Below are 26,174 nucleotides of genomic sequence, written 5' to 3' on the forward strand. Positions count from 1 at the left end.
TCCCATCGTAATCGCGAAACTTTCGTGATCCGCCAGTTGGGCGGAACTCGTACATTAACTTGGACTGGTAACATTGTATGTGCGAACGCCCCGATTATGACGCTGCCCGTACAAAATGTTTGCCATGCCGACTTACGCCCGCCGGCGCTCCTATTGTTTCCCCCATGATCATATGAAAAAAGAGAGACACGTATGTCTCCTCTCTTCAACTTTTTTATTTAACAAAGAAACCGAAATTAATTGATGAAAAAAATAGAAATATAGGTTATTGTGGGACTAAAGATACCTAATTTTTCCTACATGAAAGGATGAACCCCTTGAAGAAACGTTCTAAATCCATTTCCGCGATGCTAGCCCTAAGTTTGTTTCTAGCGTGTGCAGTACCGGTACAAGCAGCTTCAGTCACAGGCCAAGTGTACTCCGAGATCGAAATCTCCAATATTGCCGTGAAAGTAACCCCGGGCGATAAACAATTGACCGTAGCTTTCCCGAAAAAGTTTTCCGAGGACGTTGAAGCCGATTCCTTCGAAATCACGATTCAAAAAGCAAACGAGAATACACTGTCTGCTCCCGTTAAATTATCTGCAAGTGCGATAACGACTGCGACCGCATCTTACACCTTTAAGAATTTAACGAATAAAACGTCCTATTCGATTCAAGTAACTGCTTTTGCAGACGGCGATACGGTTGCTGAAGGCAGCGGTTCCGGTATTCCGGTAGGCAAACCGCCAGCACTGAATGGAGTAACGGCAAAGGCTGGGGATGGTTCGGTAACGATATCCTTTAATAAAATTAACGGAGCAGCACCTACCACATACCAGATTCATTACTGGATCAAAAAGGATGCAGCCGGAAATCCTATTTTCGAAAAACCGATCATTATCAAAGCTGCAACTGTCAAAAACGCAACTTTCACTTACGTTTTAAGCAAACTTAAAAACGGCACAACCTACCATTTTAACGTTTTCGCCGAGAAAAATAATGAAGTTGTCGCCATCACTTCCGATGTAACTGCTACGCCGAAAGCTCCGATTAAGAAGAAATAATCAAATAACGACAACGATCACGAAAAAGGCTGCTACCCCTCATTCAAGGGTGTTAGCAGCCTTTTTCCTATAGTTTATTTAGCTTTAACTGCCTGCGGTTCTCCATTCACCCAATGATAGACGGGCGAACGAACAGGAACGAAGTAGGAGGCTTCGATGAGGACGCGACGCAAGTCTGCGGTCTGCAGCGGCTTGGCATCTGCTTTCTTAACGGCAGTAGCCATATCGATTCCGTAGTCCACGAGAACTTGTCCACTATCGTTAACGAGTAAATTAAGCGACTGATGAGAATACATGCTGCGGATATCTGGAGCGCTCATGACCAGTTTATCGAAATCAACCTCACGGAAACCCGGATATATCTCATTCCCGGCCGGATTTTGATTGGAATGGTTACGGCGATACTCATCTACCTTCTTCTGCACATCGCCAACAGCCTGGAACACCGTTATGTCGAGCAGTTTCACTACCGGCTTGGTTTCTTCGTCAATAATAAGAAATTGATAAGAGCCCCCGTTCTCGAAAGCGGCCGAAGGAACTTGAGCGATGAAGCTCATTCGTTTTAACTTGCCGAAATCGACTTTATATTTCTCATAAAGAGGTACGGTCTCTTCGGAGTTCTGAATCGGAAGGAGTCCGGTTTGTTCCTTGTAGCGGTCAACCGCATCCTGTACCGTCAACACCGCTTCCCTTGCCGACACCTGACTTCCCGGCGACTGATCCTCTGGGTAAAGGCAGCCTGTCATTGACATGATTATTAGGGTTAGCAAACTTAAAGTCATAATCCTCATAAGTTTGCGTTTCTTCGAATTCATGATTCGTCCTCCTGAGGGTTTCATTTAAACCAGTCGTCGTCTTCTTGCTGTTGTTCAGCCAGCTTCTTGCGGATTGCCGCTTTAAGAGGATCCTCGGGAATGGACACGGTGACATTTCCCTTTACTCGCGCTTGGCAGGAAAGACGTACCCCTTCCTCTAGCAATGTCCCCAGCTTATGACGTTCAGCTTCCGTCGGCGGTTGCAGGAACGCCGCCTGTTCGGCAGTCACGTTCACTTTGCACATCAGACAGCCAGCCACTCCTCCGCACCGCGTACGGATATTTACCTTGGCACGCCACGAAGCATCGAGTAGCGTCGTTCCCGGTCTGACGGAAACCGAGCGATTATCCGGTTGAAAAGTGACCAAATGCTGGCTAGTCATAGCGGTTCCTCCTGCATTTTATTCGAATCTTCGGAACCCGCACGTGTCATTCTGAGCGCCTCAGCCGCCACATCCGAAGACAAATGGTTTCTCTGCAGCAGGATTTGCAATAAGGGTAAATGCTTTACCGGGTCCCGTAAAATAAGCTCGCCAACTACCGAAGCCCGGTCCATCCGTTCGCGAAGCAAATTAAATATAAGCTCGTGGCCTAGCGGAACTAATGGCACTTTGTACCCTTCTACCTGGATCATGTCGCTGTTTGGGAAAAGAAATTCGCTCACTTCCGTTGTGTATAAGGATTGCAGAGCCGATACGCGGAAATCTCCGACTAGTTCGACTACCGAGCCTGCCAGATGATAATGGGACAAAATCGAATGGTAACGTTCCGTTTCATTATTTTCCGGGCCATCCATCGCATATTGACTCAATTTGTCATGGATAATAGAAACGGATTCCTTGTCTACGTAGATGTCTAAGTCTCGTGGAGCTCGTTCTAAGCGTGCTCCTCTTAGCGCTAACGCCGTACTGCCTCCGAGAACCCAGCGCGCTTCGCAGCTTTCCAGCGTTTCCGCCAGAAGCGCAAGCGCAGAAACCGGAATATCGCTTTGCATTCGGATCACTTCCATTCCTTAATCAGAAATAAGTCCGATTAATCGCTTTAATATTCCCTGCTTTAACGACAATGGCTTGGCAGCCAAGCCGATAACCCGCATCAAGTTCTTCCTCGCCAAGCCGATCCCATTCGGCATCGCTTGATTCCGCAAGCAAGTCCGCTCCTTCGACAATGAAACACCTGCACTTGGCGCAAGTTCCTCGCGAGCAATTAAACTGCCAATCTACGGAAGCTTCCTGAGCGAGTTGCAACAAGCTTTGTCCGATTTGGGGCTCAACGGTTTTCGTGAGGGTTCGTCCGGTTAAAGTGATCAAGTTCATACCCTCCGTACTAGTTTATGTAATAGCCAGCAGCCCGCATACGAATCCATAAATGAGAAGAACAATGGCAACAATCGTAAGAATAAGGCGAATCCCGCCCTTGGTCTTTGTTCGTGCAAATGTGATAATAAGCGCGGCTATCACCATTAAGCCTATGCCTATGAAGGACACCCACATTTTGCTCATCGGGTCCAGCTTGGCGGCAGCAAAGGTTTGTAACATCGTGTACATCTATGTCTTCCTCCGTCTCGTAAACGCCTCAAATGCACAATATTATACCATTACGAGGGAAGGAAGACAAAGATCAACAACGGTTATATAATGTTAACACTACGATTATTTCGTCGAAAGGACCAATTATGACAACAATGAATACTCAATGGATGAGAGCGGCGGAACAAGGGGATTTGGAAACGATGCGCGATGTTTTGCTGGGAGGCGTCGATCTGAATATGCAAGATGCAAACGGAAGAACCGCTATGATGGCAGCAGCGTACAACAATCAAATTGCAGCGTTTGAATGGCTAGTCAACGAAGGAGCGGATGTAAATATCCGAGACAATAGATTGGACAACCCTTTTCTCTATGCGGGGGCGGAAGGTTTGATTGAAATACTGAAGCTGTCTATTAAAGCCGGCGCCGACACACGCATGACTAATCGCTTCGGCGGCACGGCGCTAATCCCCGCTGCGGACCGAGGTCACGTTGAAATCGCCAAACTATTGCTGACAACGACCGACGTTAATGTTAACCACGTTAACAATCTAGGTTGGACAGCTTTAATAGAAGCCGTAATTCTTGGAGACGGCGGCCCTAAACACCAGCAAATCGTCAAGCTCTTGCTTGAGCATGGCGCGGATCCGAATATTACTGATAATGATGGAGTAACTCCTCTTTCGCATGCGGCTTTGCGTGGATATGGGGAAATGATTGCTATGCTGTCGTAACGGCATTGATTTCTGAGAAAGTTCAGGTCGAACAAAGAAGGATATTGCCGAATGATGTAGAATACCTATTTTGGAAAGTTCTTACTAAACCGAAATGGGTGATCCTTTGGACAATCAGGCAGAGTTGGAACCATCCGCTAGCCCCGTGCAAATGCAATCGCAACAACAGCCTATTGAGCCTGTAATCGATCAACAACAGCAAATCGAGCCCGTTTCGCTCGGCAAAATCATTATCGGCGCATTAGTGTCGGCAGCAGCCGGTGCTATCGTCTGGGCTCTGATCGCTTATTACGGCGATTACGAGCTAGGCATCCTCGCCTCGGGTATCGGAGCGCTCGTTGGGATAACCGTTGCCTACTTGGCCAAGAAAAACGTCGAACAGCAGCACCAAACCATCGCCGTAATTTTTGGTTTATTAGGCGTCATTGCCGGCAAATACTTATCCTTCTACTTAATCGTCAAAAAAGCAGAAAACGAGTTAGGCCAGGATTTGTTCGGATACGTCAAGTTCACCGACACGTTCCAAGCTATCGATATTTTATGGATTGTTCTCGCTGCTGCAGCCGCGTGGTCTATTCCTAAGAAATACGCCGAACGCCAATAGAAATGAAAAAAAGCAGTCCCTTTTGCAGATCATTCCGCGAAAGGGACTGCTTTTTTTCATTTCTTAATCATCATCTTAACGAGAGACTCCAGACTGTTCAGGTTCATCCCGCTTTTCTTAACGGCATTAACGATCTCCTTCACCGTGTCCTCGGATACCGGTACGTTTGCCATCGTCGACACCTGCTTGATCAGCTGCCTAATTTGCGTTTCGCTTTGCAGCGTGCTCGGCGTTACGCCGCTCGCGATCTTCTTAATGGAACTCTCGGAAATGTTTTTTCCGGCTTTTTTGTTGACGGCACCGAGCAGATCTTTAGGAAATTTATTATCCATGCTTCCCCTCCTCCGGGTGTTTGCACTGTATCCTATGAGGAGGGGGATTAAAAAGTTCGGGTTACAAGCCCGGTTTAGGGTTTAGCCATTTATCCCGCGATGCGGAAGCGATTTCCTCGATCTCATGCGTCCGAACGCGGCCCATAAGCGCTCCTACTGCCTGTTCCGGAGAAAGCCCTTCGAACAGCACCTCGTACAATTGGTCGGTTATCGGCATCTCGACGCCATGTTTACTCGCTAACACATGAGCGGCTTTCGTCGTTCGTACGCCCTCGACGACCATTCCCATGCGCTCAAGGACCTCTTCTAGCGGAAGCCCTTGCGCGAGCATAGAACCTGCCCGCCAGTTGCGGCTGTGTTTGCTCGTGCACGTTACGATCAAATCCCCAACGCCGGCGAGCCCGGCAAATGTCAGCGGATTAGCCCCCATCGCCGCACCCAAACGGGCAATTTCCGCCAGTCCTCGCGTGATGAGCGCCGCTTTGGCATTATCGCCGAATCCTAGGCCATCGGACAATCCGGCACCGAGGGCAATGATATTTTTGATCGCACCCGCCGTCTCCACCCCTATGACATCCGGATTCGTATAGACGCGAAAATACGCATCGTTCATGAACAAATCCTGCGCGGCTTCCGCGCAAGCCATATCTTTGGAAGCGACGACAATCGTTGTCGGGTGGCGATTAATGACTTCTTCGGCATGGCTCGGGCCTGACAAAACGACGATACCGTCCTCCGGACGGCCGAGTTCCTCCGCAAGTACGGTGGACATACGCTTAAGTGTTTCAATTTCGAAGCCTTTAGTCGCATGAATAACCAATGTATTTTTATGTAAGTATGGTGCTGCTTGACGAGCGACATCCCTCATGGCAGAGGACGGCGCGACGAACAACACGGCTTCGGCATCCGAAACGGCATCGGCTATATCCGTTGTGGCTGTAATCCCTTCGGGCAATATTGCCCCGGGTAGAAACTTCTCGTTGCGACGCTCGCGATTGATTTGCTCCGCTTGTACGGGATTTCGTGTCCATAACTTCACCGAATTACCGTTGTCCGCCAATACGCGAGCCAAAGCTGTTCCCCAACTGCCTGCGACAAGAACGGCTACCTTCTTATGCGCCATGCGGTTCACCCTTTTTGCTGCCGCCAAGTTTATTCTCGGTCCCGTTCATGAGCTTCACGATATTGTTGCGGTGCCTTGCGATCGCCAATATCGCTACCGCTAATGCCCCCCAAATATAGGCTGCTTCAAGATCGAAAACATAGAATAGAATCGGCAAGCAAACAGCGAATATCATCGAGCCTAACGAAACGTATCGGGTAAATACGATAACAAGAATAGCGAGAATACCCGCGATTAACGTAGGGACAAAAGCCCAAACGACTAAAGCTCCTACCGTCGTAGCAATTCCTTTACCGCCTTTGAACCGGAAATAAACCGGCCAATTGTGGCCCGCGATGGCTGCCAATCCGCACAGAACCGGAATCCAATCCTTGCCATCTCCTAGCCATAATCCAACGAGCACGGCAACCGAGCCTTTGGCGATATCAAGCAGGAAAACCGCAATCGCGGGCCCTTTGCCCAAAACCCTTAAAGTGTTCGTAGCTCCGGCATTGCCGCTTCCGTGCTCTCGGATGTCGATTTTGCGCAACCAACGGGCAAACAAAATACTGAACGATATCGATCCTAATAAATAACTGACTGCTATCGCGATGATAGAGTTAAGCACCACGGTCTCCCCTATTCCTGATCCGACTTCTTACGCGTAAATAAACGTAGAGGAGTCCCTTCAAATTCGAACGCCGCACGAATTTTGTTCTCCAAGTAACGCTCATAAGAGAAATGCATCAATTCAGGATCGTTAACGAAAATAAGAATCGTAGGCGGTTTAACCGCGACTTGAGTAACGTAATTAATGCGCAGCCTGCGGCCTTTATCCGTCGGCGGAGGTGTGATTGCGACCGCATCGGAAATAATGTCGTTCAGCACATTCGTAGGTACCCGCAGAGCGTGCTGCTCGGCAACGCGATTGACGATCGGGAACAGCTTAGGCAAACGGGACTTCGTGAGCGCTGACAAAAATACGACGGGCGCATACGACATGAACAGGAAGTGATCGCGGATCGTATTCGTAAAATGCTGCATCGTTTTGTCGTGTTTCTCGACGACGTCCCATTTGTTCACGACGAAGATCGCGGCTTTTCCGTTCTCATGCGCATAACCCGCAATATGTTTATCCTGCTCGATAATGCCTTCTTCGCCGTTGATGACGACTAGCACGACGTCTGCGCGCTCGATGGCCTGCATCGCTCTCATGACGCTGTACTTCTCGGTCGTTTCATACACTTTGCCGCGTTTGCGCATTCCCGCCGTGTCAATGAGGACGTACTTCTGACCGTCCTTCTCGAAAGGCGTATCGATGGCATCGCGGGTCGTGCCGGCAACGCTGCTGACGATTACACGTTCCTCGCCTAGAATAGCGTTTACCAACGATGATTTGCCAACATTCGGACGTCCGATCAGAGCGACTTTAATGACATCGTCGTTATACTCTTGATCTTCCTTCTCGGGCAGCTTCTTCACCGCGGCATCGAGCAAATCGCCGATTCCCATGCCGTGCGCGCCGGAAAGAGCCACGGGATCCCCAAATCCTAGCGAATAGAACTCATAGATGTCGTCCATGCGTTGCAGATTGTCCACTTTGTTAACCGCAAGGACGATTGGCTTCTGCGAACGGAACAGCATTTGCGCGACTTCCTCGTCCGCATTCGTGACTCCGGCTTTGGCATCAACCATGAATATAATGACATCGGCCTCTTCGATGGCCAGCTCCGCTTGCATTCTTACCGAACGAAGCAAGCTGTCTTCTCCCTCGACTTCAATGCCTCCGGTATCTATTACGCTGAAAGAAATTCCAATCCATTCGCCAGTGCCGTAGATACGGTCGCGGGTAATTCCCGGCTTATCTTCGACAATAGCAAGCCGGTCGCCGATAATCCGGTTAAATATCGTGGATTTACCCACATTGGGTCTTCCGACGATGGCGATTACGGGTCGTGCCATATTTTCCACTCCTCAATTAAAAAAAACACTCGCATCTTTCATCATAACAAAAATCGCTCGGCTTGGCTAACGGTTATTGTGCCGATCAACGACGATGAATAAATCCTCATGCACTTCATGCGCCGCGCAATCCAATACTTTTTCGAGTAAATGGGCCACTTTCTGCAAGTCGTCGCGGTCTCTCGCATAGAAGATCGGAGATCCGCCGCCTACACTCCCATGATCCGTCGTAATAATGCCTACGATTTTAGCCAATCGGTTTCCCCTCCGTGCTTTTGCGGTTCGCTTCCGTCGGCTTCCTCACGGCTGCTTCCAGAAGAGGTACATTGCACACCGCCTGATACGATTTGTCCCTATCCTTTTCTCGAGGCAATACGAGCAGTCCCAGTTTCCCCGTTCGTAATCCAAGCTTAGCGATGGGTAATAACGCGGGGTCTCCATCGTCTCGGTACACGCCCAATCGGGTGGACACATCGTGCAATATCGCCTGCCGCTGTCCCATATTGGCAATCGTAACCCTTGCATCATCGTTCTTGGGCGTGAGAATAAAACCGATTCCTTGCTGCTTAATAATTTCTCTGTTTTCTTCGAGCCCCACATTCATCATATAAACGTCTCCGACATACAAATTCGGTCCCTCCAGCTTAATTTCAACCCTCTCAACGTCGGCGATATGGGTTATACTTTTCCCTCGCATGAATCGGTGAACGACGAAAAGCGATACAATGCCTACTAACAATCCGCTCCACCAGCCCACAATAATGACGAACAAGCTAGTTAAGAAAGCCGTTAAGATCGCCAAGTAATTGCGCCCTTCGAATACGACTGCTATTCCTTCAATATAAGCTGCCCCTCTAGGCACCAACTCCAAATGGTCAATCGCCGTTAGCGTGCTGCGCTCCATATTGCGAACTTCACGAAATTGCTGGGCCGCCAGCGCGAGAAAAGTAATCGCCGTATAATCCTTGTTATACAGCGCTGGAACGGCAACCGACCCCAAAGCTCCCGCAATTAGACCTAGCGCCAAATGAATAAGTTTGCCATGGGGATAGGCCGGGTATTGCCTATAGTCACTGCGGAGCATGAACAATCTGGCACCCATCCCGAATGTCGTCCCCATAACGACACCCGTCAAATCCTTATGGGCATGAAGCCAATCCAACATCATGAACTGTGCCGCCCCCTTTTCCAGCCCATTTTGAATGCCCATCTCCTTGCCTGTATGGCTGCCGACTTAACGGATATCGACCATAATCTTGAAACCAGCACCGAGATCCACCAGACCTCTAACCATTCGGACGCTTTAACGATAGGGAAAGTATCCGACGTAGACTGTACGAAGACTGTAATACCTTCACTTAAATAAAGAGCAGTCGATATGGCCAGCAGTTGCTCGGTGGAATTGCGAAGAAGCAACGCCGATAAACAACCGACCAAGATTGCCGTACCCCACGGCGCGATAAAATGGGAAAACCCTGAAGGATAATACGCAAGTCGGCATAGAAGAAGGTAAATGGAACCTAATAATACTCCCGCCGAGATCGACGTCCATCTCCGGTTCGGATTGGTTCGCCAAGCCATAGTTATGAGCGCGAATAAGGTCCATAACCATGCCCCGTTAACTTGCAGTGAAGGAGTGATTGCCACGTTCGCAAGCAGAGCCAATGGCCATATGGCCAAGAAACTCCCTACCATCCAATGAGGGAAACCTTCCCCAGCTTCTTCACGCCAACCACTCCACCAAAGAATGGTTGCCATGAGCCATAGAAACACTGCGCTAAACACCGGCGACATCCTCCCACCTCCTAAGCGTTAGTATGCGCCGGAAGGAATGGAAACCATGCCCTGAGCGTAGATAAATAAAAATCAATCGTTTAACGCGCTAAGAAAATTGAAGGCTTTGCCTCCAATAATTTTACTTTTGGCGGATATCCGTAATAATACAATCGAACCTATGAACTCCCTGTACCTCTGGGGGTCGACCGCTCCGACATTCCTGTTCATGCCTGCAGCTGTTCGCGAAAACGTACCTTTATCCCCTCGCATCAGAAGGAAAAAAGGCCCCCACAGCTCCCCCTACCTCCTTTCCGCGAAAACGTACCACTATCCCATCCGATAAGGGGGAAAACCCTTGTTCATGTTTTTGAAAATAAACCCGGAACGCTGAAATTTTACCCGATATCTCTTGAAAATAGAACGTATGTTTGGTATGATGGAGATAAGAACAAATGTTCTATTTGAGGAGGGCGTGTATGTTTCAGGATCATCTGACCTTCGAGGCATTTTGCCAGCAGTTCAACTCCGAGCAGGCTTGCGCCGAGGCGCTGTTCGAAGCCAGATGGCCGGACGGCTTCCGTTGCCCGACTTGTCGTCATCCTCACTTTTATCTCATCCAAACGCGCAGACTGCCTCTCTACGAATGCCGCTCCTGTCGCCATCAGACGTCTGTCATCGCCGGCACCATCATGGAAGGCAGCTCCACTTTGTTGACCCGCTGGTTCCAAGCGATGTTTCTCATCTCCCGGCCTTCCGGCATCAGCGCCTCCCGCCTGTCCCAAGTGATTCAGGTCACCTATAAGACCGCGTGGCTTATCGCAAGAAAAATCCGCCATGCCCTGCAACAAGCCGATGAAGGCGAACCGCTCACGGGTGTTGTGCGAGTTGACCCTATCTCTTACGGTTATACGTATTATAGCGAGGCCCAGCAGCCGCTGTTGATCGGCGGATCCCTCAATGAGCGAGACGAGCCTCAGCAGGTCAAAATCAAACAACCGGATCCCAGCCATGTGAATAACGCGTTGAGGTGGATTGAAAAACCTGGCGTCCAAGCGTTCGTAGACAATCATATAGATGGACAGGCTGTGACCGTTTTGGGGCGCGGCAAACTTCACCCCGCTTTGAACCCCATCAAGTGGAAGGTGACCGCGTGGCTGAACTTTACGTTTCAGGGCATCGGAGCCAAACATTTGCAGGCTTATTTAGACGAGTTTTGTTTCCGGTTGAACTTAAAACTCCGCCATGCCCCGGTCTTCAACCAGCTGTTCCATTGGTGCGCAGCGACGCCAACCTTGACTTACAAAGAACTGACCCGCAGCAAACCGGTTCTCACCGTTCCCTGGGTGGTCTGGGGAAGCAAGGCGAAGTGGAAAGGAAAATATCTCACCCTATGGAATACTTGATGCTTAGGATACCTGCTTTTTAAGTTGCCGATAATCCGTTCCATTCCAATTCATTAAACGGCAAATTTGTGCGTGGTATCCGGGAATCCGTGGATTGCAACTTCATCTCAAATCATGGCGTCGAGTATCCACTTATTGGCAACTCACTTCTGTTATGGCATTCGAATATCCGCTGATTTGCAACTTATTTCTGAGGAAAGGGGATAATGGTACCATTTCTCCGAAATGGCGCGGAAATTAGGCACCAGTATTTACCTGAAATTCCCATATAAATATATATCTGTAAATTTTCTGATCGTTACAAGTAAAACGTATACCATCGTCATTGGGACGACGGTATACGTTTGTATCGAGCTGTCAGATGAGTATAAGAAACCCAAAGCTTATGCTTTCTAGTTCAAAAAAACCGCCCCCAAGTCGTTAGACTTAGAAGGCGGCTCCTATCAATAATTTGAACTTATTTGAATTTGCTAAGCTTGTCGCCGAATTTCTCGCCGAGGTTAAAACTCATGCTTTCCGCTGGCGGCAAATTCGTTTCTTCCTTCGACGCACGCGGTCCGCGAGGCTCACGGTATTCGCGCTCCGGACGAGCAGGCGCTTCTTCCGTTTCCTTGATGGAAAGGGACACGCGCTTCTCGGCAGGGTTGAAGTCAAGCACTTTGGCTTGAACTTCTTGACCTTCCTTCAGCACTTCGAAAGGCGTCGCAATGTGACGATGCGCGATTTGCGAAATGTGAACGAGACCTTCGACGCCTGGAGCGATCTCAACGAAAGCTCCGAAGCTGACTAGACGTTTAACAACGCCGGTAACGATATCGCCGATGTTGAATTGTCCGTTGGCCGAATCCCAAGGACCCGGTTGCGCCGCTTTGATGCTGAGCGAGATTTTGCCAAGGGAAGGATCGATTTTCAGAACCTTCACCTTCACGCTTTGACCTTCGGCAACGACGTCCGCTGGATGGGCAACATGCTGCCAAGCCATTTCGGATACGTGTACAAGACCATCGATGCCGCCGATATCCACGAACGCGCCGAACGGCGTCAAACGTTGAATCGTGCCTTCCAGCACTTGGCCAGGCTGCAAGGTGCTCATGATTTGTTGTTTTTGGTTTTCGTATTCGGCATCAAGCACGTCTTTGGCGGAAAGAATGACCTTGTTGTTCTCACGGTCGATTTCTTTCACTTTTACCTTCAAAGTACGGCCTTTGTACGAACTGAAATCTTCAACGAAATGACGTTCGACCATAGAAGCCGGAATAAATCCGCGAACGCCCACGTCAGCTACCAGACCGCCCTTAACGACGTCGGTGATAGCCACTTCGAACGCTTCGCCGCTTTCGAACTTCGCTTGAAGCTCATCCCATGCGCGAGGGCTGTCAATCTGGCGCTTGGACAGCACGAGCGATTCCTTAGCATCGTTGATGCTGACGATCTTCGCTTCGACTTCCTGGCCGATTTGTACGGCATCCGCAGCGCTCTCCAAGTTAACAGAAGAAAGCTCGCGCAGAGGAATGACTCCGTCGTATTTATATCCAAGGCTAACGTACGCTTGGTTATCCTCGATTTTGACTACCGTACCTTTCACGGTGTCCCCTTTCTTCAAGGTCACGAGATTTTCTAGTGCATCCTGGCTAACCGTTTCAGCTGCCGGCTCATTAACGGGTTCAACCGCCGCTTCAGCTGTTGCTTCAGCAGCTTGTTCAGTTCCCGTTTCGTTAACCGGTTCGGCGGCCGCCGTTTCCTGAACGTTGATTTCTTCAGACATGAAAATTACCTCCTCAGTTCTACCCCAACTTTATTTAAACCCGCTTCAAGCGGCGCTTAAATCTCTTTTACCCAAAATCATGAGAACCAAGACACAAAATCATTACCTTTTTGAGAAGGCAATATATGTATGTGTCCAGCGATCGGATGATCGCCCAAATAATGCCTATAGTATTAGAGTATCTCAGTGGAAACATGCATCCCCTATTCAGGATGCGGGTTTACCCGTCTTGAGCATTTCCCGAATACGCGACATGATGAGCTCCGTCGCCTCTTCCATGCTTTCGGTCGTTCCTAGCTCAGCATATGGAGTTAGATCTATAGGTGCTCCATAGACGGCTAACATCTTACGAAACGGACGATAATTACCGACAAGCGCGACTGGGACGACTAACGCCTTAGAACGAATGGCCATCGTCACTGCCCCTCGTTTGCCCATCCCAACCGTTTCATTGCGGGTACCTTCCGGAAAAATCCCCATCACATGACCTTCTTGCAACAACGAGATGGCCGTTCGAATCGCTTCCTTGCTCACTCCGCCCCGTTTAACCGGAAATGCGCCGACTGCTTTAATCAGTGATCCAAAGAGAGGTATACGGAACAATTCGGCTTTCGCCATATAATGAACTTTGCGGGGTACCCATACCCCCAAAGTGATGGGATCTTGTAAACTTTTATGATTGCTGCATAAAATGAGCGGACCTTCCAGCGGAATATTGGATATTCCTCTAGCTTCCAAACGATAAAGACCCCAAAATAAAATCCGGAGAATAAGCCTACAAAAACGGTATAACATAATTTACTTCTCCTCCGCCAAAATGGTTCTTGCAGCGGCAAGTCCCCATTGTACGATTTCTTCAACCACTTCGTCCACCGTTCGACCCGTGGAGTCGATCAGACGAGCGTCGGAAGCTTGGAGGAGGGGCGCGATTTCCCGCTCTTGGTCTAATCTGTCGCGTTCGGAGATTTCTTTCTCAAGCTGACCCAGCGTGATCCCTGCTTCCGGACCGAGTTCACGAAATCTACGGCTGGCTCTTTCCCTTGGCGAAGCGGTAAGGAACACCTTGAGCTCGGCATTCGGCAACACATGGGTACCGATATCCCGGCCATCCATGACAACGCCTTTCTCGAGCGCCATGCGACGCTGAAGATCGGCCATTCTTGCGCGAACGGTTTCCAATCGGGCAACGTATGAAACGCTGCGATTGATTTCCAGCGACCTTAACCGCAAGCTGACGTCTTCTCCGTTAACGAGAACGCGCTGCGAGTCAACGCCTGGTAACAGGACGATGTCCAATTCATTAGCCAAGCGGCCTACGCGGTCGTTGTCTTCTATCGGCAATCCGGATTCCAGAGCTTTAAGCGTAACCGCTCTGTACATAGCACCCGTATCCACATAAATATATTGCAGAGCCTTGGCAACCATTCGGGCGACCGTACTTTTACCCGCGCCTGCCGGCCCGTCGATAGCGATATTAATTCGATGCAATGGGGGAACATTCATGAGAGAACAACTGGCCTCCTACATGCCAACACCAAGATGAGACTAGAAAAAATAAGGCAGGCATAGCCTGCTAGGTTGAGAAAATTATACCACACGGCACCCGGGGATGCAAAAAAAGCGACATCGGCAACTAGCGCGCAACGTAATGAAAAGGAACTCCTTCGGAGTCGTCCGTCGTCGTTAATAAATGTCTTGCTAACGGAAATTGCAACGCTAGCTGGAACAAACAGAGCAATATCGCGAGCACCATAATTCCCCTCGCCAATACCCTCTCTATCCGATCCGACCACGCGGCATACTCAGACTTTTTTCTACTTTCTTCGTCCCGATCCATCGTTTACCTCCCTTCGAGCACCCGGACATCGGATGCCGCAGAGAGTTACTCCTTGCGTTTGTCCAATTGGCGCTCAAAGCAATATCGTATGATTTTTTGTTGGTCGGAATCGGCAATTTCCTGGAACCGCATCATAATAAGATGCTTATCCGGTTCGACGGGAAGCACTCTAACGACTTCGCCTTCAAACCTTGCATGGGCGACAGAGCCGCCCTTATAGCTTAATAATAGCCAACAGGAGAGCACCGCATTCGGAACGATCGGCCATTTGCGCTCGCAGGTGAAAGAAATGCCGCCACCGCCGACATCTTCGGTGATTGCCACGAACCTGAGCTTGTCTCCGATTTTCACCGCTAATTCCAAATTGGCTTCCACCCTTAGGAAGCTTCGGCGTTGATCCTTCGTAATTTCCTCGAGCTCCGGTTTCCGGATCGATACGAGAGGTACCGAATCCTTGCGGAATCCCGTGACCGAACTCGCAAACAGATGCTTTACCCCTTCTTGGGTAAAGAAGAACAGCTGAAATTTCTCTCCGAGCTCCGAGCGGTACAATTTACGGCTTTTCTCATCGAGCGGAATTTCGATGTATATGTTTTTGTCATCTAAATCGGCTACGCGAGAGCGCAGCGTTAGAGGTGGGGTATCTGCCTCTTTATTAACGATTTCCGGGATAATCTGTATGTATAGCGTTTGATTGATTTTCGGCAGCACCCATAACCCTCCACATTAGGCATGATCGGCAAACTTTCCCTTTCGTTACGCCTCATTATAACATGGGTGAAGAAGTTTGGGGAATGAGATAAGCGCTTCGCATGCGGCCGAAGCGCTTATCTGTTTATTTATAGATCGGTTTTGCCGAATCCGGGATTTCCTCGATGCTTTCTTCCTCGCCCGTTTCCGCGCTCATAAAGATCCGATAGCGATGGTCGTTGATTTTGCCGATGAATTCGTGACACAGGACAGGCTGCCGCATGTCATTCTCGATGACGGCCAGCGAATAATCCTCTACTCTAAATTCGGGGTTAAGCCCGGTTTGCGCCTGTGCCTTGCTCAGCTTCGGCTTCCCTGGAGCGAGCAGCTTCATCGCGAAAACATGGTCCTTCGCTTGCAACCCGACGATCTCGCCGTTGTCCAGCGCCACGCGAACCGTTACTTTATCCGGATATATCCTCACGTTGTCGATCGTATGGGCAAAAGTGAATACCGCTACGTGATCATACTCGTCATAGGTGATCGGACTCATATCTTTGTAATCATGCCGAACAAGAAATTCCGATGCCTTGTTGCGTGCCGTATCGAAATTCAACTTGCGGCTTTTCACGTCCCGCGGGTTCATGAACCAGAGCAGATAACCGCCCTTCCGGGTATAATCCATTTGGATATTCACGCCGTTTGACGCTTTCAAGGAAACTGCATAAGCCGGAAGGTCCGTTTTGGCGCCGGCTTCGGATACCTTCACGTCAGTCGCATTCACATGGTGACCTAGAAAATCCATCGCCTTCTTCTTGACTTCGTCCGCCGTCACATCTTTTCCGGTTAATTGCGCCGATGATAACTTCCGGTCCGTTGACATTGCGGATGGTCCCCATTCATTCTCGGGATACGCACCCATTTGCTTGTCGACCGTTTTGAAGCCGTCGATAATCGAATTGTCGTTCGGACCGTTCTCGCTTGCGATCGCGACCTCCACGTCCATCCAGCGCAGATGATTGGCAATAACCTTATCCTGTACCTTGCCCAACTCTTGATTAACGGAAGTAGCTGTTTTGTACAAGGATTTCATCGTCTTGAGCTCTTCCGGCGTCAACGGTTTCTTAGTCAGGTCTCGAACGGATGTCCGGTAAGCAAAGCTTGAAATCCGGCTCAGGAATTGCTCTGCTTTGTTGAAGGGCAGCATAGCCAACGGCAATTGGTTAATCTCGTTCTGCGCCTGGCTGGTCAATCTCCATACGTTAACCAAGCCTTTGCGTTGCATGCCTTGCGATGCGGAAGACACCGCTAATGTCTGGCCAAGCTCGTCGTGCAGCCGCCCCATGTGATGGCTTAAATCATGGAACGCGCGTTGGTATTGGTTCTCCGCCTTGATAAGTACGGAGTTTTTCTCCTGATGCTCCTGGTACCCCCAAACGATGGCGCCAATAAACAGAATAGTGACAATCGGAAACATAATGGAACTTAATCGAGCATACATGAAAAGCCGACCCCTTTCATTCCCATACGGTATGGCGTTAGTGTGGGATGAAGGTTCCAACTTTATGCGCGCAAGTTAACCCTTTCTAAAAACAACAAAGAGGAAGGCTCCCCCCCCCCTTGTTCAGAAGAGCGCTTCCTCCTCGATTTCGAAATCGTCCGCGTTGCTGCATATGCATTGCTTGAAACCGGTAGCTACGCGGTCTCGTTCCTTGCGTCCGCGCAGTACAAACTTCTCATTGCACCGGTTACACCGTATCGTTACTTTAAGCCGATGCGATAACAGGCAAGTCCCCTCCCTTACCGATATTCCTACACCAGTATGGACGGAACGATCAGGATTTAACCTCTTCTTCGCGTTTTAACAGGCGGAAAGGGGATACCGCGTTCGCGCGATTTACTTTACGCATGCCTCTGAACCAGAGCACGAACATAAAGGGGACTACCAGCCAGAACCAGTTGGGCGATACGGTTAGCAGCATGAAATCGTATAACCCGTGCCAAGCAAGCGGCAACAATAAGGCAAGCCATAGATGAAACTTAACTTTCTTGCCGACGGAAAACTTCGCGCGGCCTAAAGAGTAACCCATGAATACGCCGAACAAGGCATGGCCCGACACGGGAAGGAGCGCCCGCATCATAAGCGAGCCGAAGGTTGCGGGCTGCAGAAAAGCGTAAAGAACATTCTCCAAAGTGGCAAACCCCAAAGACACCGCGACAGCGTAGACGATACCGTCATAAGGCTCATCGAATTCCGTGTGGTTGTATATGATGTGATAGAGGACGAACCATTTGAAAAATTCCTCGACCCCCGCCGAAATAACGAAAGAAAAAGTGAGCGGCGAATCCCCCCACAGCAACGTTAATCCCCGTTGAACGATCATTATGGGTATGACGATCAATACTCCGGTCAGGAACATCTTGAGTACCATCGGAAGCGGCTCGGCGTCGTAGCGATCTTTCCAGTAAAAATAAGCCAACAATGATATTCCAGGCACGATCGCGGCAGCCAATACCGATAACAGCATCTTCCGTTCCCTCCCCTCACTACTACCCATTATAACAGCAAAACAGTGCCCATAAAAAAAGAACATTTTGCGAAAAATGTTCTTTTTCGCAAAATGTTCTTTGGGTGAAGGAGCAAATCCGTTAATCCGCGAAATTCTCGGCCAATACTTTAACCGCATTCGAGGCTATGATCAGCTTTCCATACTCCTCCAACACGGCAGGCGTAACGGATGTGGCATCGCCATATTCGGCCAAAACCGCGATTAGAGCATGATAACCGGAGCTTTCCAACCCTGCAGGGTCAAAGCAAAGAATCCATTGATTCTGATAACGGTACATTCTTCCGTCTTCAGTCAAATGTCCAGCCAACGTCTTGGCAGCGCCGATAGCGTCTTCAATATCCCTGAATCGATATATGATGGCTTCGCTTTGTTCAAGCGTAACTTCCAATTCGTAAACTTCTTCTTCGTCTTCGGTAGCCGATTCCGCATCCCTCTCGAGCTTCCCTCTCGTGACGATGACAACCATTCCTTGCGCAGGCATGGCGAAGACTTCGACGGCTAACGGCCCGGAGGCATCGAATCCGAGCTCGTTGTAAGCTTGATCCATCATTTCGCTGAATAGCTCATGTACCTTGGGAATTTCTCGCCACATGTCTTCTTTCTGGATCCCGCGCTCAGTCAAATCATCGAACGTGAGGAAAATCCGAATTTTGTCTTGGCTAAGCCGCTCCATCCTCATGACAGGATCCTCCTTCTGTGGGTGATAACAGCTTATGATTAAGCATATAATGCGTGAATGAAACTTTCTTGAGAACATGTTATCACTTCTCCAATTGAAATGCACTAGGGAAAACCCTCGAAAAACAAAAAAACGGCACCGTTTCTCCCCTTGACAGGGAGGACGATGCCCTCTTTATTCAACAAATATGACTTAAATTCGATGTTGACCGTTTTGTTCCAAAATAGAATTGACTTCATGCGAAACATCCTCATCCTGAGCGATCAATTTCTCTACATCGCCCAACCCGACTTCATTCATGGAGGACGATTTACTCGTTTTACGTCCGATATCCGCCGATCGTCTGAAGCTGCTGGCGAACTTCATATTCAACGCCTTCTCGATGGCATCGTCTTTCATCATGTTCATTCGATGCTTTAGATTTTGTCCGACTCCAGCCGTAACCGCGGACATCATCTGATTGCGCTGAATCATCAATACGACGGCAGCGCCCGCCAATCCGCCTATCACGAAAGTCCCGATTTTCATTTGTCCACCTCCTTATTAGCTTTATTGTGACCGAGTATGCCAAGGACATGCCCCATCAAAATAAGGAAGCGCGTCTTATGTCGAATCGTTGGGGAAATATGATACAATCCAAGTGAGCAAACGCAACACAAGTTAACGGAGGGAATCCCACCATGAATCGACGGCTAATCGTTATTTGTTCCATTCTATTGTTAGCGGCCCTTGTAGGATGCAGCAAAAGCTCTCCAACAAGCAACTCAGCCACTCCAACCTCCTCGCAGGCTGAGACGACACCGGCATCGCAGGCAGCAACACCTTCCGCTACATCATCTTCCAGTCCTACTGCACCTGAAGAGACCGAGCCCAGCGCCCCGTCCGAACCTTCGGAAGCGGCGAAAACTTACCGGATGAACAAAATTTATTCTATCGTACCCATCGATAAAGAGAAGTCCGAAAGTAAGGTGGTGCTCCTTACTTTCGACGACGGTCCGAAGGATCCCGCGACATTGGACCCACTCCTAGATGCGCTGGATAAACATCATGCGAAAGCGATCTTCTTCGTTAACGGATACCGTGTGAAAGCACATCCGGAACTGCTTAAGAAAATTGACGAACGCAACCAAGTTATCGGCAACCACTCTTGGGATCACATTGAATTAAAGAAGGAAAAGGCGCCCAAAATTAAAGAACAGATCGAAAAAGTCCAAGCTATCGTCAAGGAAGTGACGGGCAAGACACCTGTATTTTTCCGTCCGCCTTTTGCGTCAGCCAATGACGACGTTCACCGAATCGCCAAGGACAACGGCTTGCTGTTCATGACTTGGTCTAACGGATCCTTGGATTGGGATATGAAGAAGGTACCGGAGGAAAAAAGACCGCAAGCTGTCATCGATAACGTACTGGAGCAACTGCACCCTGGCAGCAACATTTTGATGCACGAGCTTCCTTGGACTGCCGCTACGCTAGATAACCTGCTTACACAGTTGGAGAAGAAGGGTTATTCTTTCGTAGATCCTAATTCGATCGATACCGAGCTGTAATTTAGTCGCAACGATTAAGAAGGCTGCTTCCCATCCGCGAGGACATGGAAGCAGCCTTCTTGTTAGTTTACCGCGCTATGATGCTCCCGTCCCCACCAGACCAGCCCTACGACGAGCCCGGAGAAAATAACGACAAGAGTTAAATAAAACCAACGCGACAGCTGACTGCGCTTCACCGGATGCACGATCGAACGCGGCGGCAAACCGATTTCCGGCAATCCGGAGCTCGCTGCAGTCTGAGCTATGGCCGCTTCCAGCTGCTCCAAGGTAAGGGGCTCCTCGTCTGTTTCCGCAACGCCGGAAGCAAACTTCTTAGCCGCAACGTACCTGCTCCATACCGATGAAGATCCGCTGTCCTCTTTCATTTCTCTTCCCTCCGCAAGCGAATGATGCAGCCCATCACTAAATCCACCAAGAAATGCGCTAATATCGGAGCCCATAAGGTTCCCGTATGAATCATGATCCAGCCGAGTCCATAGCTAATCGAGAAAACAAGGCCTGTCGGTATCCAATGACGCAAGTAACGAACATGAATGGCAGCGAAGATAATACTCGTCCAATAAGGCCCGATAGCGTATTGAATGGCCCCGCGGAACAATATTTCTTCGCATAGGCTGACGACCAAGGAAATAACTGCGATATGCCAAATGGCTCTTGTGCTAAAAATTCTGTCGTTCACGCCGCCGTCATCCGACGCTTCTTCGGGAACGAACCGGGAAATCCCCAGATCGAAGAGCAATACGACAATCGCTAATCCCGCGCCCCATAGCGCAAAATCGTTGCTCTGAGGCAACTTTAGCAAACTAAACGGGTTTCTGCCCTGAAATAAAACCCACGCGATACCGATAATAAGTGTAAGCGCCTGCGTCACGTACAAATTGGCGAGCAGCATCTTATCATTCAATTGGTCCACGTTTACTTTACGAATTTTGATGTTACGAATGTCGAATTTTCTCATGTTCCCTCGGATTATGCGAATTTTTGTATGTTCAAGCGCTAGGTTTTTTTCTATACTAGGACTACCAACTAACTACTAATGACCGTTTAAAGGAGCAACCGATGGAAAAGCGTCTGAACCGATCCGATCTCATGTTTTCCCTAGCATTCCTACTCATGCTTGTCATCGCGGTAGGAGCTTTTTTTTACGGAGTCAAAGTGGGCTCATCGCGAGTCGAAGCCCAGTACGCAGCGGAACAAGTGCCGGAGTCATCCGCTTCCGCCCCGCCCAGCGCCTATCAACAGCAAGATCTGGTATCGTTCTATCATACCGTATTTTTGTCTTACCGTGAATTTCAAAACGACTGGTTCGCAGCCCAAGATAAATGGCTTTCCGATCCGACAGCCGATCGCTCCGCTTCCATGAAGGAGTTATCAAAGTCTGCCCAAAAGAAGTATGACGCGATCAAAGGCGTTTACGTGCCTCCGATTTCACCGCAGCTTAAGAACGCGCAAACGAGTTACCTAAAGAGCTTAAAGCTTTTCAAAGAAAGTTTCTCTTCCCTCGCCGATAAAGCTAACGAAGGTACCGCCGAGATCGTTATGAACAGGTTGTACGGCGATTCGTTCTTCAAGGAAGGACGCGTTCAGTCGCTTGTCGCACAAAGGGAATATTACAGTTCCATGCTGAAATGGGCGGAATCTGTTAATTCCGATGTACCTGGAGATTACGTAAGTCCGGAAATTCTGCCAATCGCGAAATGGAAAACACTGCCGCTTATCGTTAAAATAAAAGTGGCGTCCGACTACATGTCCAATCAAATGATTATGTCCTCGTTTTTACCTCATGATCTGACTGCCCGGGTTGATCAATTTATTAGTTCCGGCCAGGCGGACAAGAGGAAAGTGAAAAGCTTCAACGCTATCGCCGAACTGCTAACGAGTACGGAAGCCGTTCGAAATGGCGACTTTATCGAGATGAAATCGCGTTTTTACGAGAACGCGCAGCTGCCTCAACTGCCTTTCTTCTTCCCTGATAAATAAAGCCTACATAGTCATACGTAACTATCCGCCATATTGTCGCACTTTCGCCATTGCAATTATAAGTCCCATTGCTATAAAATAGGAAAGGCAATTGGAACCGAACGAACTCGTGCGCGAAGCGATACAAGCAAAGCAGTGACCTTGCGGAGTCACCCTCTACGCACCGTTCGTCCGCTTGATGCGGAGAGCGGCGGTTGAGGGTGTTTTCTATATATCGAAGGAGGGTTCCTCATGTTTAAGGTATTGGTATCGGATCCGATTAGTGATTTGGGCATTTCGCTTCTGGCCGAAGCATCCGACATCGCTATCGACAAGAAAACGGGTTTGAGCGAAGACGAGCTCGTCGCCATCATCGGCGAATACGATGCATTGCTCGTACGCAGCCAAACTCGCGTAACGGAAAGAATCATGAACGCAGGCAAGCAGCTTAAAGTAATCGGCCGCGCTGGCGTCGGCGTCGACAACATCGACTTAGATGCGGCAACGAAACGCGGTATCATCGTAATTAATGCACCAGACGGAAATACGATTACGACTTGCGAGCACACTTTTGCCATGATGATGGCGGTTGCCCGTCATATTCCGCAAGCGTATTTGAAAACGGTCGGCGGCGTATGGGATCGCAAATCGTTCGTCGGCGTCGAGCTTCGCAACAAAGTGCTCGGAGTACTCGGCATGGGCCGAATCGGAAGCGAAGTTGCCGCTCGGGCTAAAGCATTCGGAATGGAAGTGTTCGGTTACGATCCGTTCCTGACGGAAGAACGCGCGGAGAAAATGGGTGTCCGTAAAGCATCCGTAGAAGATATTATCCGTGAAGCCGATTTTATTACCGTGCATACCCCGCTAACGCCAGAAACCCGCCACATGATCGGTAAAGATCAATTCGCGGTCATTAAGAAAGGCGTTCGGATTGTCAACTGCGCACGCGGCGGCATTATCGATGAGTTAGCGCTTGTCGCAGCAATCGACGCCGGCCAAGTCGCCGGAGCCGCGTTCGACGTATTCGAGGAGGAGCCTCCCGCTCCCGATCATCCGTTCCTGTCGCATCCGAAGATCATCGTCACCCCTCACTTGGGCGCATCCACGATAGAGGCGCAGGAGAACGTCGCTATCGACGTTTCCGAGCAATTGCTTCATATCTTGCGCGGCGAGCCGTTCAAGAATGCGGTTAACATGCCTCCTGTCGCTGCTGAAGTGCTCTCCAAGCTTGAGCCGTACTTCTCGCTCGGCAAGAAGCTAGGAAGCTTCGCAGCGCAAATCGCGGAAGGTCCCGTGAAGGAAATTGCCGTCACTTATGCCGGAGACTTAGCCGAAGTGGATACGCAGCCGTTAACTCGTCATATCGTAGAGGGCGTGCTGGCACACCATCTCGGTTCGGACCAAGTCAACGTCGTTAACGCGATGCACCTTGCCAAAAATCGCGACGTGAATATCGTCGTTACGAAATCCCATGCTTCCAAAGGATTCACGAACCAAATTAGCGTAACGCTGCGTACGGACAAGGAAGAGCGTCTCGTAGCCGGTACTTTGCTGAACGGGTTCGGTCCGCGGATCACCCAAGTGGATAAGTTCCCTGTCGATGTCGAGCCTCACGGCCATATTCTGCTTATCTCGCATCACGACAAACCGGGGATCATCGGCCGCGTCGGTACGCTTCTCGGCACCAACGACATCAACATCGCAACGATGCAGGTCGGCCGGAAAATCGTCGGCGGCGCTGCGATCATGATGCTCGGTGTAGACAAAGGCGTAACCAAGCAAGTGTTGGGCGAGCTCACCGCTCTGTCGGATCTGAACAACGCTAAGGAAGTTCATTTGTATTAAGTTATGCGAATGGCAAAAAAGGTGGTGCGGGGCTTATCCCTGCACCACCTTTTTTCGTTTTGGTCCCTTGAGTAGATTATCTTGTTTCTAGTTTTATTTTGATACAAGATCCCAATTAGCTTCTTTATTTTATTTTTACTGTACAAACTGTAAAAAGCGCAGGTTGTTTCGACAAAAACTGTTTTTAGAACCGTAGAGATGTAAAAACTGCAGGTGTTTGTGGGTAGTTCGAGTCATTATAGCCGATTTGGGCTGAACACCTGTAGGAAATGCAGGTTGATTGGCGAATATCTCGTTTTTAGCCAATATTAACTGTAGCAGATACAGGTTCAACTAATAAACAGGGGCTATCTCTCAGGTCATTAAAGACTTTCTGAGACAACCCTTCTTTATTTGTCCATGCACACTTTCCGTATGTATCATTCATTGATCGGTAATTGCGTATTCTTTTGCATTTTGGGGCTTTTCCAGAGCTCGGTTCTAGCCGATTTACGGCAGTATTGACGATGTAAACTTTTATTGATTTTATGGGCTTACTCTTATCTGAATCGATAAAGAAAAGAGGGGATGTATCTCCTGTAGGAGCGACAGCGTTTGCCTTTGAAATCGTGAAATCTCCTTGCTACGGGCTTACCCATTCAGATTTCACGATTTCAACAAGCAACCGGAAGGAGATACATCCCCACAAAAACCATAATCGATAGAAACAGCCCCATCATCTTGTTGTAATGCAGTTTATCAAACCCTATTCCGAACCAACAAAACGATACCAAGCTGCGTGAACGCCATAAGGATTAATACGACCGGCAGCGCGGGAGAATCTAGATTGCTGGCAAATAAAACTTGCATGAAGATGGACAGCACCCTGCCAGTGTTCAAGAAAAATTCGCGAACGACTACGGATTCGATCCGGAATAATCCCCTTAGAGGCAGTCCGTCCATGATTCGGTAATAATATGAGGTTAAAATGTTAATGATCAGCGGCGCCATCAAGGAATAGACCGATATGAACAAGATAACAGTCCATAGCCGGATATCGATAAGCAGTACGGCGGCTCCCATCACGATAAGAAGCGATGCGACGAACAGATCCCGGCGGATATTGTTCTGTTGCTTCCTGCGCGAGATGAAGAAGCCGGTAGCGATCGTAAGCAGTGCAAAGAACACCGTCAAGTAACCAACCTGATCCTCTCGTCCGACAGTTTGGAACATAAGGATGTTCGGAAGGAAAAGCATCATACCCTGAAATAAACCGAGGACGAAAAACCCGAGCAGCGACAGCAACCATAATCGATTTTTCCTCATCATCAGCCCGGAGAACTTAAGATAATATGTGCGGTGATGGGACTCTATTCTAGGGATTCTTAAGCTGAAAAATGAAGCCAATCCGAATAAACAGGACGCTGCGGCAAAAGTAAACAAGTAACCCCGTAAGCCTTCGAATAAGCTGATCAGAAACCCGGATAAGGCCGGTCCGGCCAGCCCCGCCGAATTGAATACGATCATGTTGATACCCAAAAACCTTGAACGGTTACGGCTTTCCGTGACGTCGTACATCAATACGAGGTACCCCGTCCAATACAACCCTAATGCCAGCCCGTTAAACGCGGCAAATACGGGATAATAGGCCACGACTTGCTCTTGCGCGAAAATAACGACAAGAAAAAAGACCGTGATCAACGCGATGCCGAGGCGATACGTGACCATCCGATCCTTCTTCTTGGCAATCCATCCCCCGATCGCGAACGCAAACGGTGTCATGCCGTACACAATAATATTGAATATTCCGTTAATAACCAAATCCTCTGTCAATCGCCACAAATATAAATTCAAGAATAGCCCGGACATGGAAGCGCCAAACTGAAAACAACCGTGAATGAATAAAGCGACACGGGCTTCCCGCGACAGCTGTTGATCAGATGCGATCTTCGTACGATTCAGTGAAAACCACCGCAACCGGAATATCATGCTGTTCCCTC

At 49.2% G+C, this 26,174-nt stretch carries 31 protein-coding genes; 7 read left to right on the forward strand and 24 right to left on the reverse strand.

Going from position 1 to position 26,174, the window contains the following annotated elements; genetic code table 11:
- The first annotated feature begins 317 nt into the window (after window positions 1-317).
- Window positions 318-1,046, forward strand: a complete 729-nt coding sequence (locus K7P76_RS05190) for a fibronectin type III domain-containing protein (RefSeq protein WP_232184075.1) — start codon at window positions 318-320, stop codon at window positions 1,044-1,046.
- Between the two features lie 74 nt (window positions 1,047-1,120).
- On the opposite strand, the gene K7P76_RS05195 is transcribed toward K7P76_RS05190, so the two are convergent.
- Genes K7P76_RS05195 through K7P76_RS05215 form a run of 5 tightly spaced genes read right to left on the reverse strand, consistent with a single transcriptional unit; the run spans window position 1,121 to window position 3,372 of the window.
- On the reverse strand, window positions 1,121-1,861 hold the full coding sequence (locus K7P76_RS05195; RefSeq protein WP_232184076.1) for a YphF family lipoprotein: 741 nt from the start codon (window positions 1,859-1,861) through the stop codon (window positions 1,121-1,123).
- A 20-nt stretch (window positions 1,862-1,881) separates the two neighbouring features.
- Window positions 1,882-2,244, reverse strand: a complete 363-nt coding sequence (locus tag K7P76_RS05200) for a 2Fe-2S iron-sulfur cluster-binding protein (RefSeq protein WP_232184077.1) — start codon at window positions 2,242-2,244, stop codon at window positions 1,882-1,884.
- The gene (locus K7P76_RS05205; protein WP_232184078.1) at window positions 2,241-2,855 is read right to left on the reverse strand and encodes a nucleotidyltransferase domain-containing protein; all 615 of its coding nucleotides are present in this window, start codon (window positions 2,853-2,855) and stop codon (window positions 2,241-2,243) included. Before K7P76_RS05205 ends, K7P76_RS05200 begins: the two co-directional genes overlap by 4 nt.
- A gap of 22 nt (window positions 2,856-2,877) precedes the next feature.
- Window positions 2,878-3,171: a 2Fe-2S iron-sulfur cluster-binding protein gene (locus tag K7P76_RS05210; RefSeq protein WP_232184079.1), complete on the reverse strand. Its 294-nt coding sequence runs from the start codon at window positions 3,169-3,171 to the stop codon at window positions 2,878-2,880.
- A gap of 21 nt (window positions 3,172-3,192) precedes the next feature.
- Complete coding sequence (locus K7P76_RS05215) at window positions 3,193-3,372, reverse strand: DUF2768 family protein (RefSeq protein ID WP_232184465.1); 180 nt, start codon at window positions 3,370-3,372, stop codon at window positions 3,193-3,195.
- A gap of 164 nt (window positions 3,373-3,536) precedes the next feature.
- On the opposite strand from K7P76_RS05215, the gene K7P76_RS05220 reads away from it, so the two are divergent.
- Both K7P76_RS05220 and K7P76_RS05225 read left to right on the forward strand, forming a co-directional pair.
- Window positions 3,537-4,124, forward strand: coding sequence for an ankyrin repeat domain-containing protein (locus K7P76_RS05220; protein WP_309244732.1), 588 nt, complete (start codon window positions 3,537-3,539; stop codon window positions 4,122-4,124).
- Between the two features lie 106 nt (window positions 4,125-4,230).
- Complete coding sequence (locus K7P76_RS05225; RefSeq protein WP_232184080.1) at window positions 4,231-4,728, forward strand: MFS transporter; 498 nt, start codon at window positions 4,231-4,233, stop codon at window positions 4,726-4,728.
- A gap of 56 nt (window positions 4,729-4,784) precedes the next feature.
- Here the strand turns inward: K7P76_RS05225 and K7P76_RS05230 are convergent, their stop codons facing one another.
- From K7P76_RS05230 to K7P76_RS05260, 7 genes are all read right to left on the reverse strand, one after another.
- A complete protein-coding gene (locus K7P76_RS05230) occupies window positions 4,785-5,060 on the reverse strand; it encodes a stage VI sporulation protein F (RefSeq protein WP_232184081.1) in 276 nt (91 codons plus the stop codon).
- A gap of 61 nt (window positions 5,061-5,121) precedes the next feature.
- Window positions 5,122-6,183 (reverse strand): NAD(P)H-dependent glycerol-3-phosphate dehydrogenase, encoded by a 1,062-nt coding sequence (locus tag K7P76_RS05235; RefSeq protein WP_232184082.1) that lies wholly within the window; start codon window positions 6,181-6,183, stop codon window positions 5,122-5,124.
- Window positions 6,173-6,790, reverse strand: coding sequence for a glycerol-3-phosphate 1-O-acyltransferase PlsY (gene plsY / locus K7P76_RS05240; RefSeq protein WP_232184084.1), 618 nt, complete (start codon window positions 6,788-6,790; stop codon window positions 6,173-6,175). The genes K7P76_RS05235 and plsY overlap by 11 nt, the downstream gene beginning before the upstream one ends.
- An 11-nt stretch (window positions 6,791-6,801) precedes the next feature.
- Complete coding sequence (gene der / locus K7P76_RS05245) at window positions 6,802-8,124, reverse strand: ribosome biogenesis GTPase Der (protein WP_232184086.1); 1,323 nt, start codon at window positions 8,122-8,124, stop codon at window positions 6,802-6,804.
- Window positions 8,125-8,190: 66 nt separating this feature from the next.
- Window positions 8,191-8,379: a capping complex subunit for YIEGIA gene (locus K7P76_RS05250; protein WP_232184087.1), complete on the reverse strand. Its 189-nt coding sequence runs from the start codon at window positions 8,377-8,379 to the stop codon at window positions 8,191-8,193.
- Entirely contained in the window at window positions 8,372-9,289 is a 918-nt protein-coding gene (locus tag K7P76_RS05255; protein ID WP_232184467.1) for a YIEGIA family protein, read from the reverse strand. The genes K7P76_RS05250 and K7P76_RS05255 overlap by 8 nt, the downstream gene beginning before the upstream one ends.
- Window positions 9,289-9,918 carry a hypothetical protein gene (locus K7P76_RS05260; RefSeq protein WP_232184088.1) on the reverse strand — a complete coding sequence of 210 codons (630 nt, stop codon included), beginning with the start codon at window positions 9,916-9,918 and terminating at the stop codon, window positions 9,289-9,291. Before K7P76_RS05260 ends, K7P76_RS05255 begins: the two co-directional genes overlap by 1 nt.
- A 458-nt stretch (window positions 9,919-10,376) precedes the next feature.
- Between K7P76_RS05260 and K7P76_RS05265 the strand changes: the two genes are divergently transcribed.
- A complete protein-coding gene (locus K7P76_RS05265; RefSeq protein ID WP_232184089.1) occupies window positions 10,377-11,303 on the forward strand; it encodes a transposase in 927 nt (308 codons plus the stop codon).
- A gap of 457 nt (window positions 11,304-11,760) precedes the next feature.
- On the opposite strand, the gene rpsA is transcribed toward K7P76_RS05265, so the two are convergent.
- The 9 genes from rpsA to K7P76_RS05310 all read right to left on the reverse strand — a co-directional run bounded on the left by rpsA (window position 11,761) and on the right by K7P76_RS05310 (window position 19,372).
- Window positions 11,761-13,068 (reverse strand): 30S ribosomal protein S1, encoded by a 1,308-nt coding sequence (gene rpsA, locus K7P76_RS05270; protein ID WP_232184090.1) that lies wholly within the window; start codon window positions 13,066-13,068, stop codon window positions 11,761-11,763.
- Window positions 13,069-13,275: 207 nt separating this feature from the next.
- Window positions 13,276-13,863, reverse strand: coding sequence for a lysophospholipid acyltransferase family protein (locus tag K7P76_RS05275; RefSeq protein WP_232184091.1), 588 nt, complete (start codon window positions 13,861-13,863; stop codon window positions 13,276-13,278).
- Between the two features lie 3 nt (window positions 13,864-13,866).
- A complete protein-coding gene (cmk, locus tag K7P76_RS05280) occupies window positions 13,867-14,571 on the reverse strand; it encodes a (d)CMP kinase (RefSeq protein WP_232184092.1) in 705 nt (234 codons plus the stop codon).
- A 130-nt stretch (window positions 14,572-14,701) separates the two neighbouring features.
- On the reverse strand, window positions 14,702-14,905 hold the full coding sequence (locus K7P76_RS05285; RefSeq protein ID WP_232184093.1) for a hypothetical protein: 204 nt from the start codon (window positions 14,903-14,905) through the stop codon (window positions 14,702-14,704).
- Window positions 14,906-14,950: 45 nt separating this feature from the next.
- Entirely contained in the window at window positions 14,951-15,616 is a 666-nt protein-coding gene (locus K7P76_RS05290; protein WP_232184095.1) for a flagellar brake protein, read from the reverse strand.
- 124 nt (window positions 15,617-15,740) lie between these two features.
- Window positions 15,741-17,096, reverse strand: coding sequence for a germination protein YpeB (gene ypeB, locus K7P76_RS05295; protein ID WP_232184096.1), 1,356 nt, complete (start codon window positions 17,094-17,096; stop codon window positions 15,741-15,743).
- Window positions 17,097-17,430: 334 nt separating this feature from the next.
- A complete protein-coding gene (gene prsW / locus K7P76_RS05300; RefSeq protein WP_232184098.1) occupies window positions 17,431-18,123 on the reverse strand; it encodes a glutamic-type intramembrane protease PrsW in 693 nt (230 codons plus the stop codon).
- 121 nt (window positions 18,124-18,244) lie between these two features.
- Window positions 18,245-18,844, reverse strand: a complete 600-nt coding sequence (locus K7P76_RS05305) for a genetic competence negative regulator (RefSeq protein WP_232184100.1) — start codon at window positions 18,842-18,844, stop codon at window positions 18,245-18,247.
- 192 nt (window positions 18,845-19,036) lie between these two features.
- A complete protein-coding gene (locus tag K7P76_RS05310; protein ID WP_232184102.1) occupies window positions 19,037-19,372 on the reverse strand; it encodes a hypothetical protein in 336 nt (111 codons plus the stop codon).
- 152 nt (window positions 19,373-19,524) lie between these two features.
- Between K7P76_RS05310 and K7P76_RS05315 the strand changes: the two genes are divergently transcribed.
- Window positions 19,525-20,391, forward strand: coding sequence for a polysaccharide deacetylase family protein (locus K7P76_RS05315; protein ID WP_232184104.1), 867 nt, complete (start codon window positions 19,525-19,527; stop codon window positions 20,389-20,391).
- Between the two features lie 62 nt (window positions 20,392-20,453).
- Here K7P76_RS05315 and K7P76_RS05320 read toward each other — a convergent pair whose 3' ends face one another.
- Entirely contained in the window at window positions 20,454-20,756 is a 303-nt protein-coding gene (locus K7P76_RS05320; RefSeq protein WP_232184106.1) for a hypothetical protein, read from the reverse strand.
- Entirely contained in the window at window positions 20,753-21,349 is a 597-nt protein-coding gene (locus tag K7P76_RS05325) for a type II CAAX endopeptidase family protein (protein WP_232184107.1), read from the reverse strand. The genes K7P76_RS05320 and K7P76_RS05325 overlap by 4 nt, the downstream gene beginning before the upstream one ends.
- A gap of 101 nt (window positions 21,350-21,450) precedes the next feature.
- Here K7P76_RS05325 and K7P76_RS05330 point away from each other — a divergent pair, with 101 nt between their 5' ends.
- Both K7P76_RS05330 and serA read left to right on the forward strand, forming a co-directional pair.
- Window positions 21,451-22,371 (forward strand): hypothetical protein, encoded by a 921-nt coding sequence (locus tag K7P76_RS05330; protein ID WP_232184108.1) that lies wholly within the window; start codon window positions 21,451-21,453, stop codon window positions 22,369-22,371.
- Between the two features lie 231 nt (window positions 22,372-22,602).
- Window positions 22,603-24,195 (forward strand): phosphoglycerate dehydrogenase, encoded by a 1,593-nt coding sequence (gene serA / locus K7P76_RS05335; protein ID WP_232184109.1) that lies wholly within the window; start codon window positions 22,603-22,605, stop codon window positions 24,193-24,195.
- A 738-nt stretch (window positions 24,196-24,933) separates the two neighbouring features.
- Here the strand turns inward: serA and K7P76_RS05340 are convergent.
- Window positions 24,934-26,163, reverse strand: coding sequence for an MFS transporter (locus K7P76_RS05340; protein ID WP_232184110.1), 1,230 nt, complete (start codon window positions 26,161-26,163; stop codon window positions 24,934-24,936).
- Window positions 26,164-26,174: the final 11 nt, after the last annotated feature.

The organism is Cohnella silvisoli (assembly GCF_021190915.1).
Taxonomy (GTDB): Bacteria; Bacillota; Bacilli; order Paenibacillales; family Paenibacillaceae; genus Cohnella; species Cohnella silvisoli.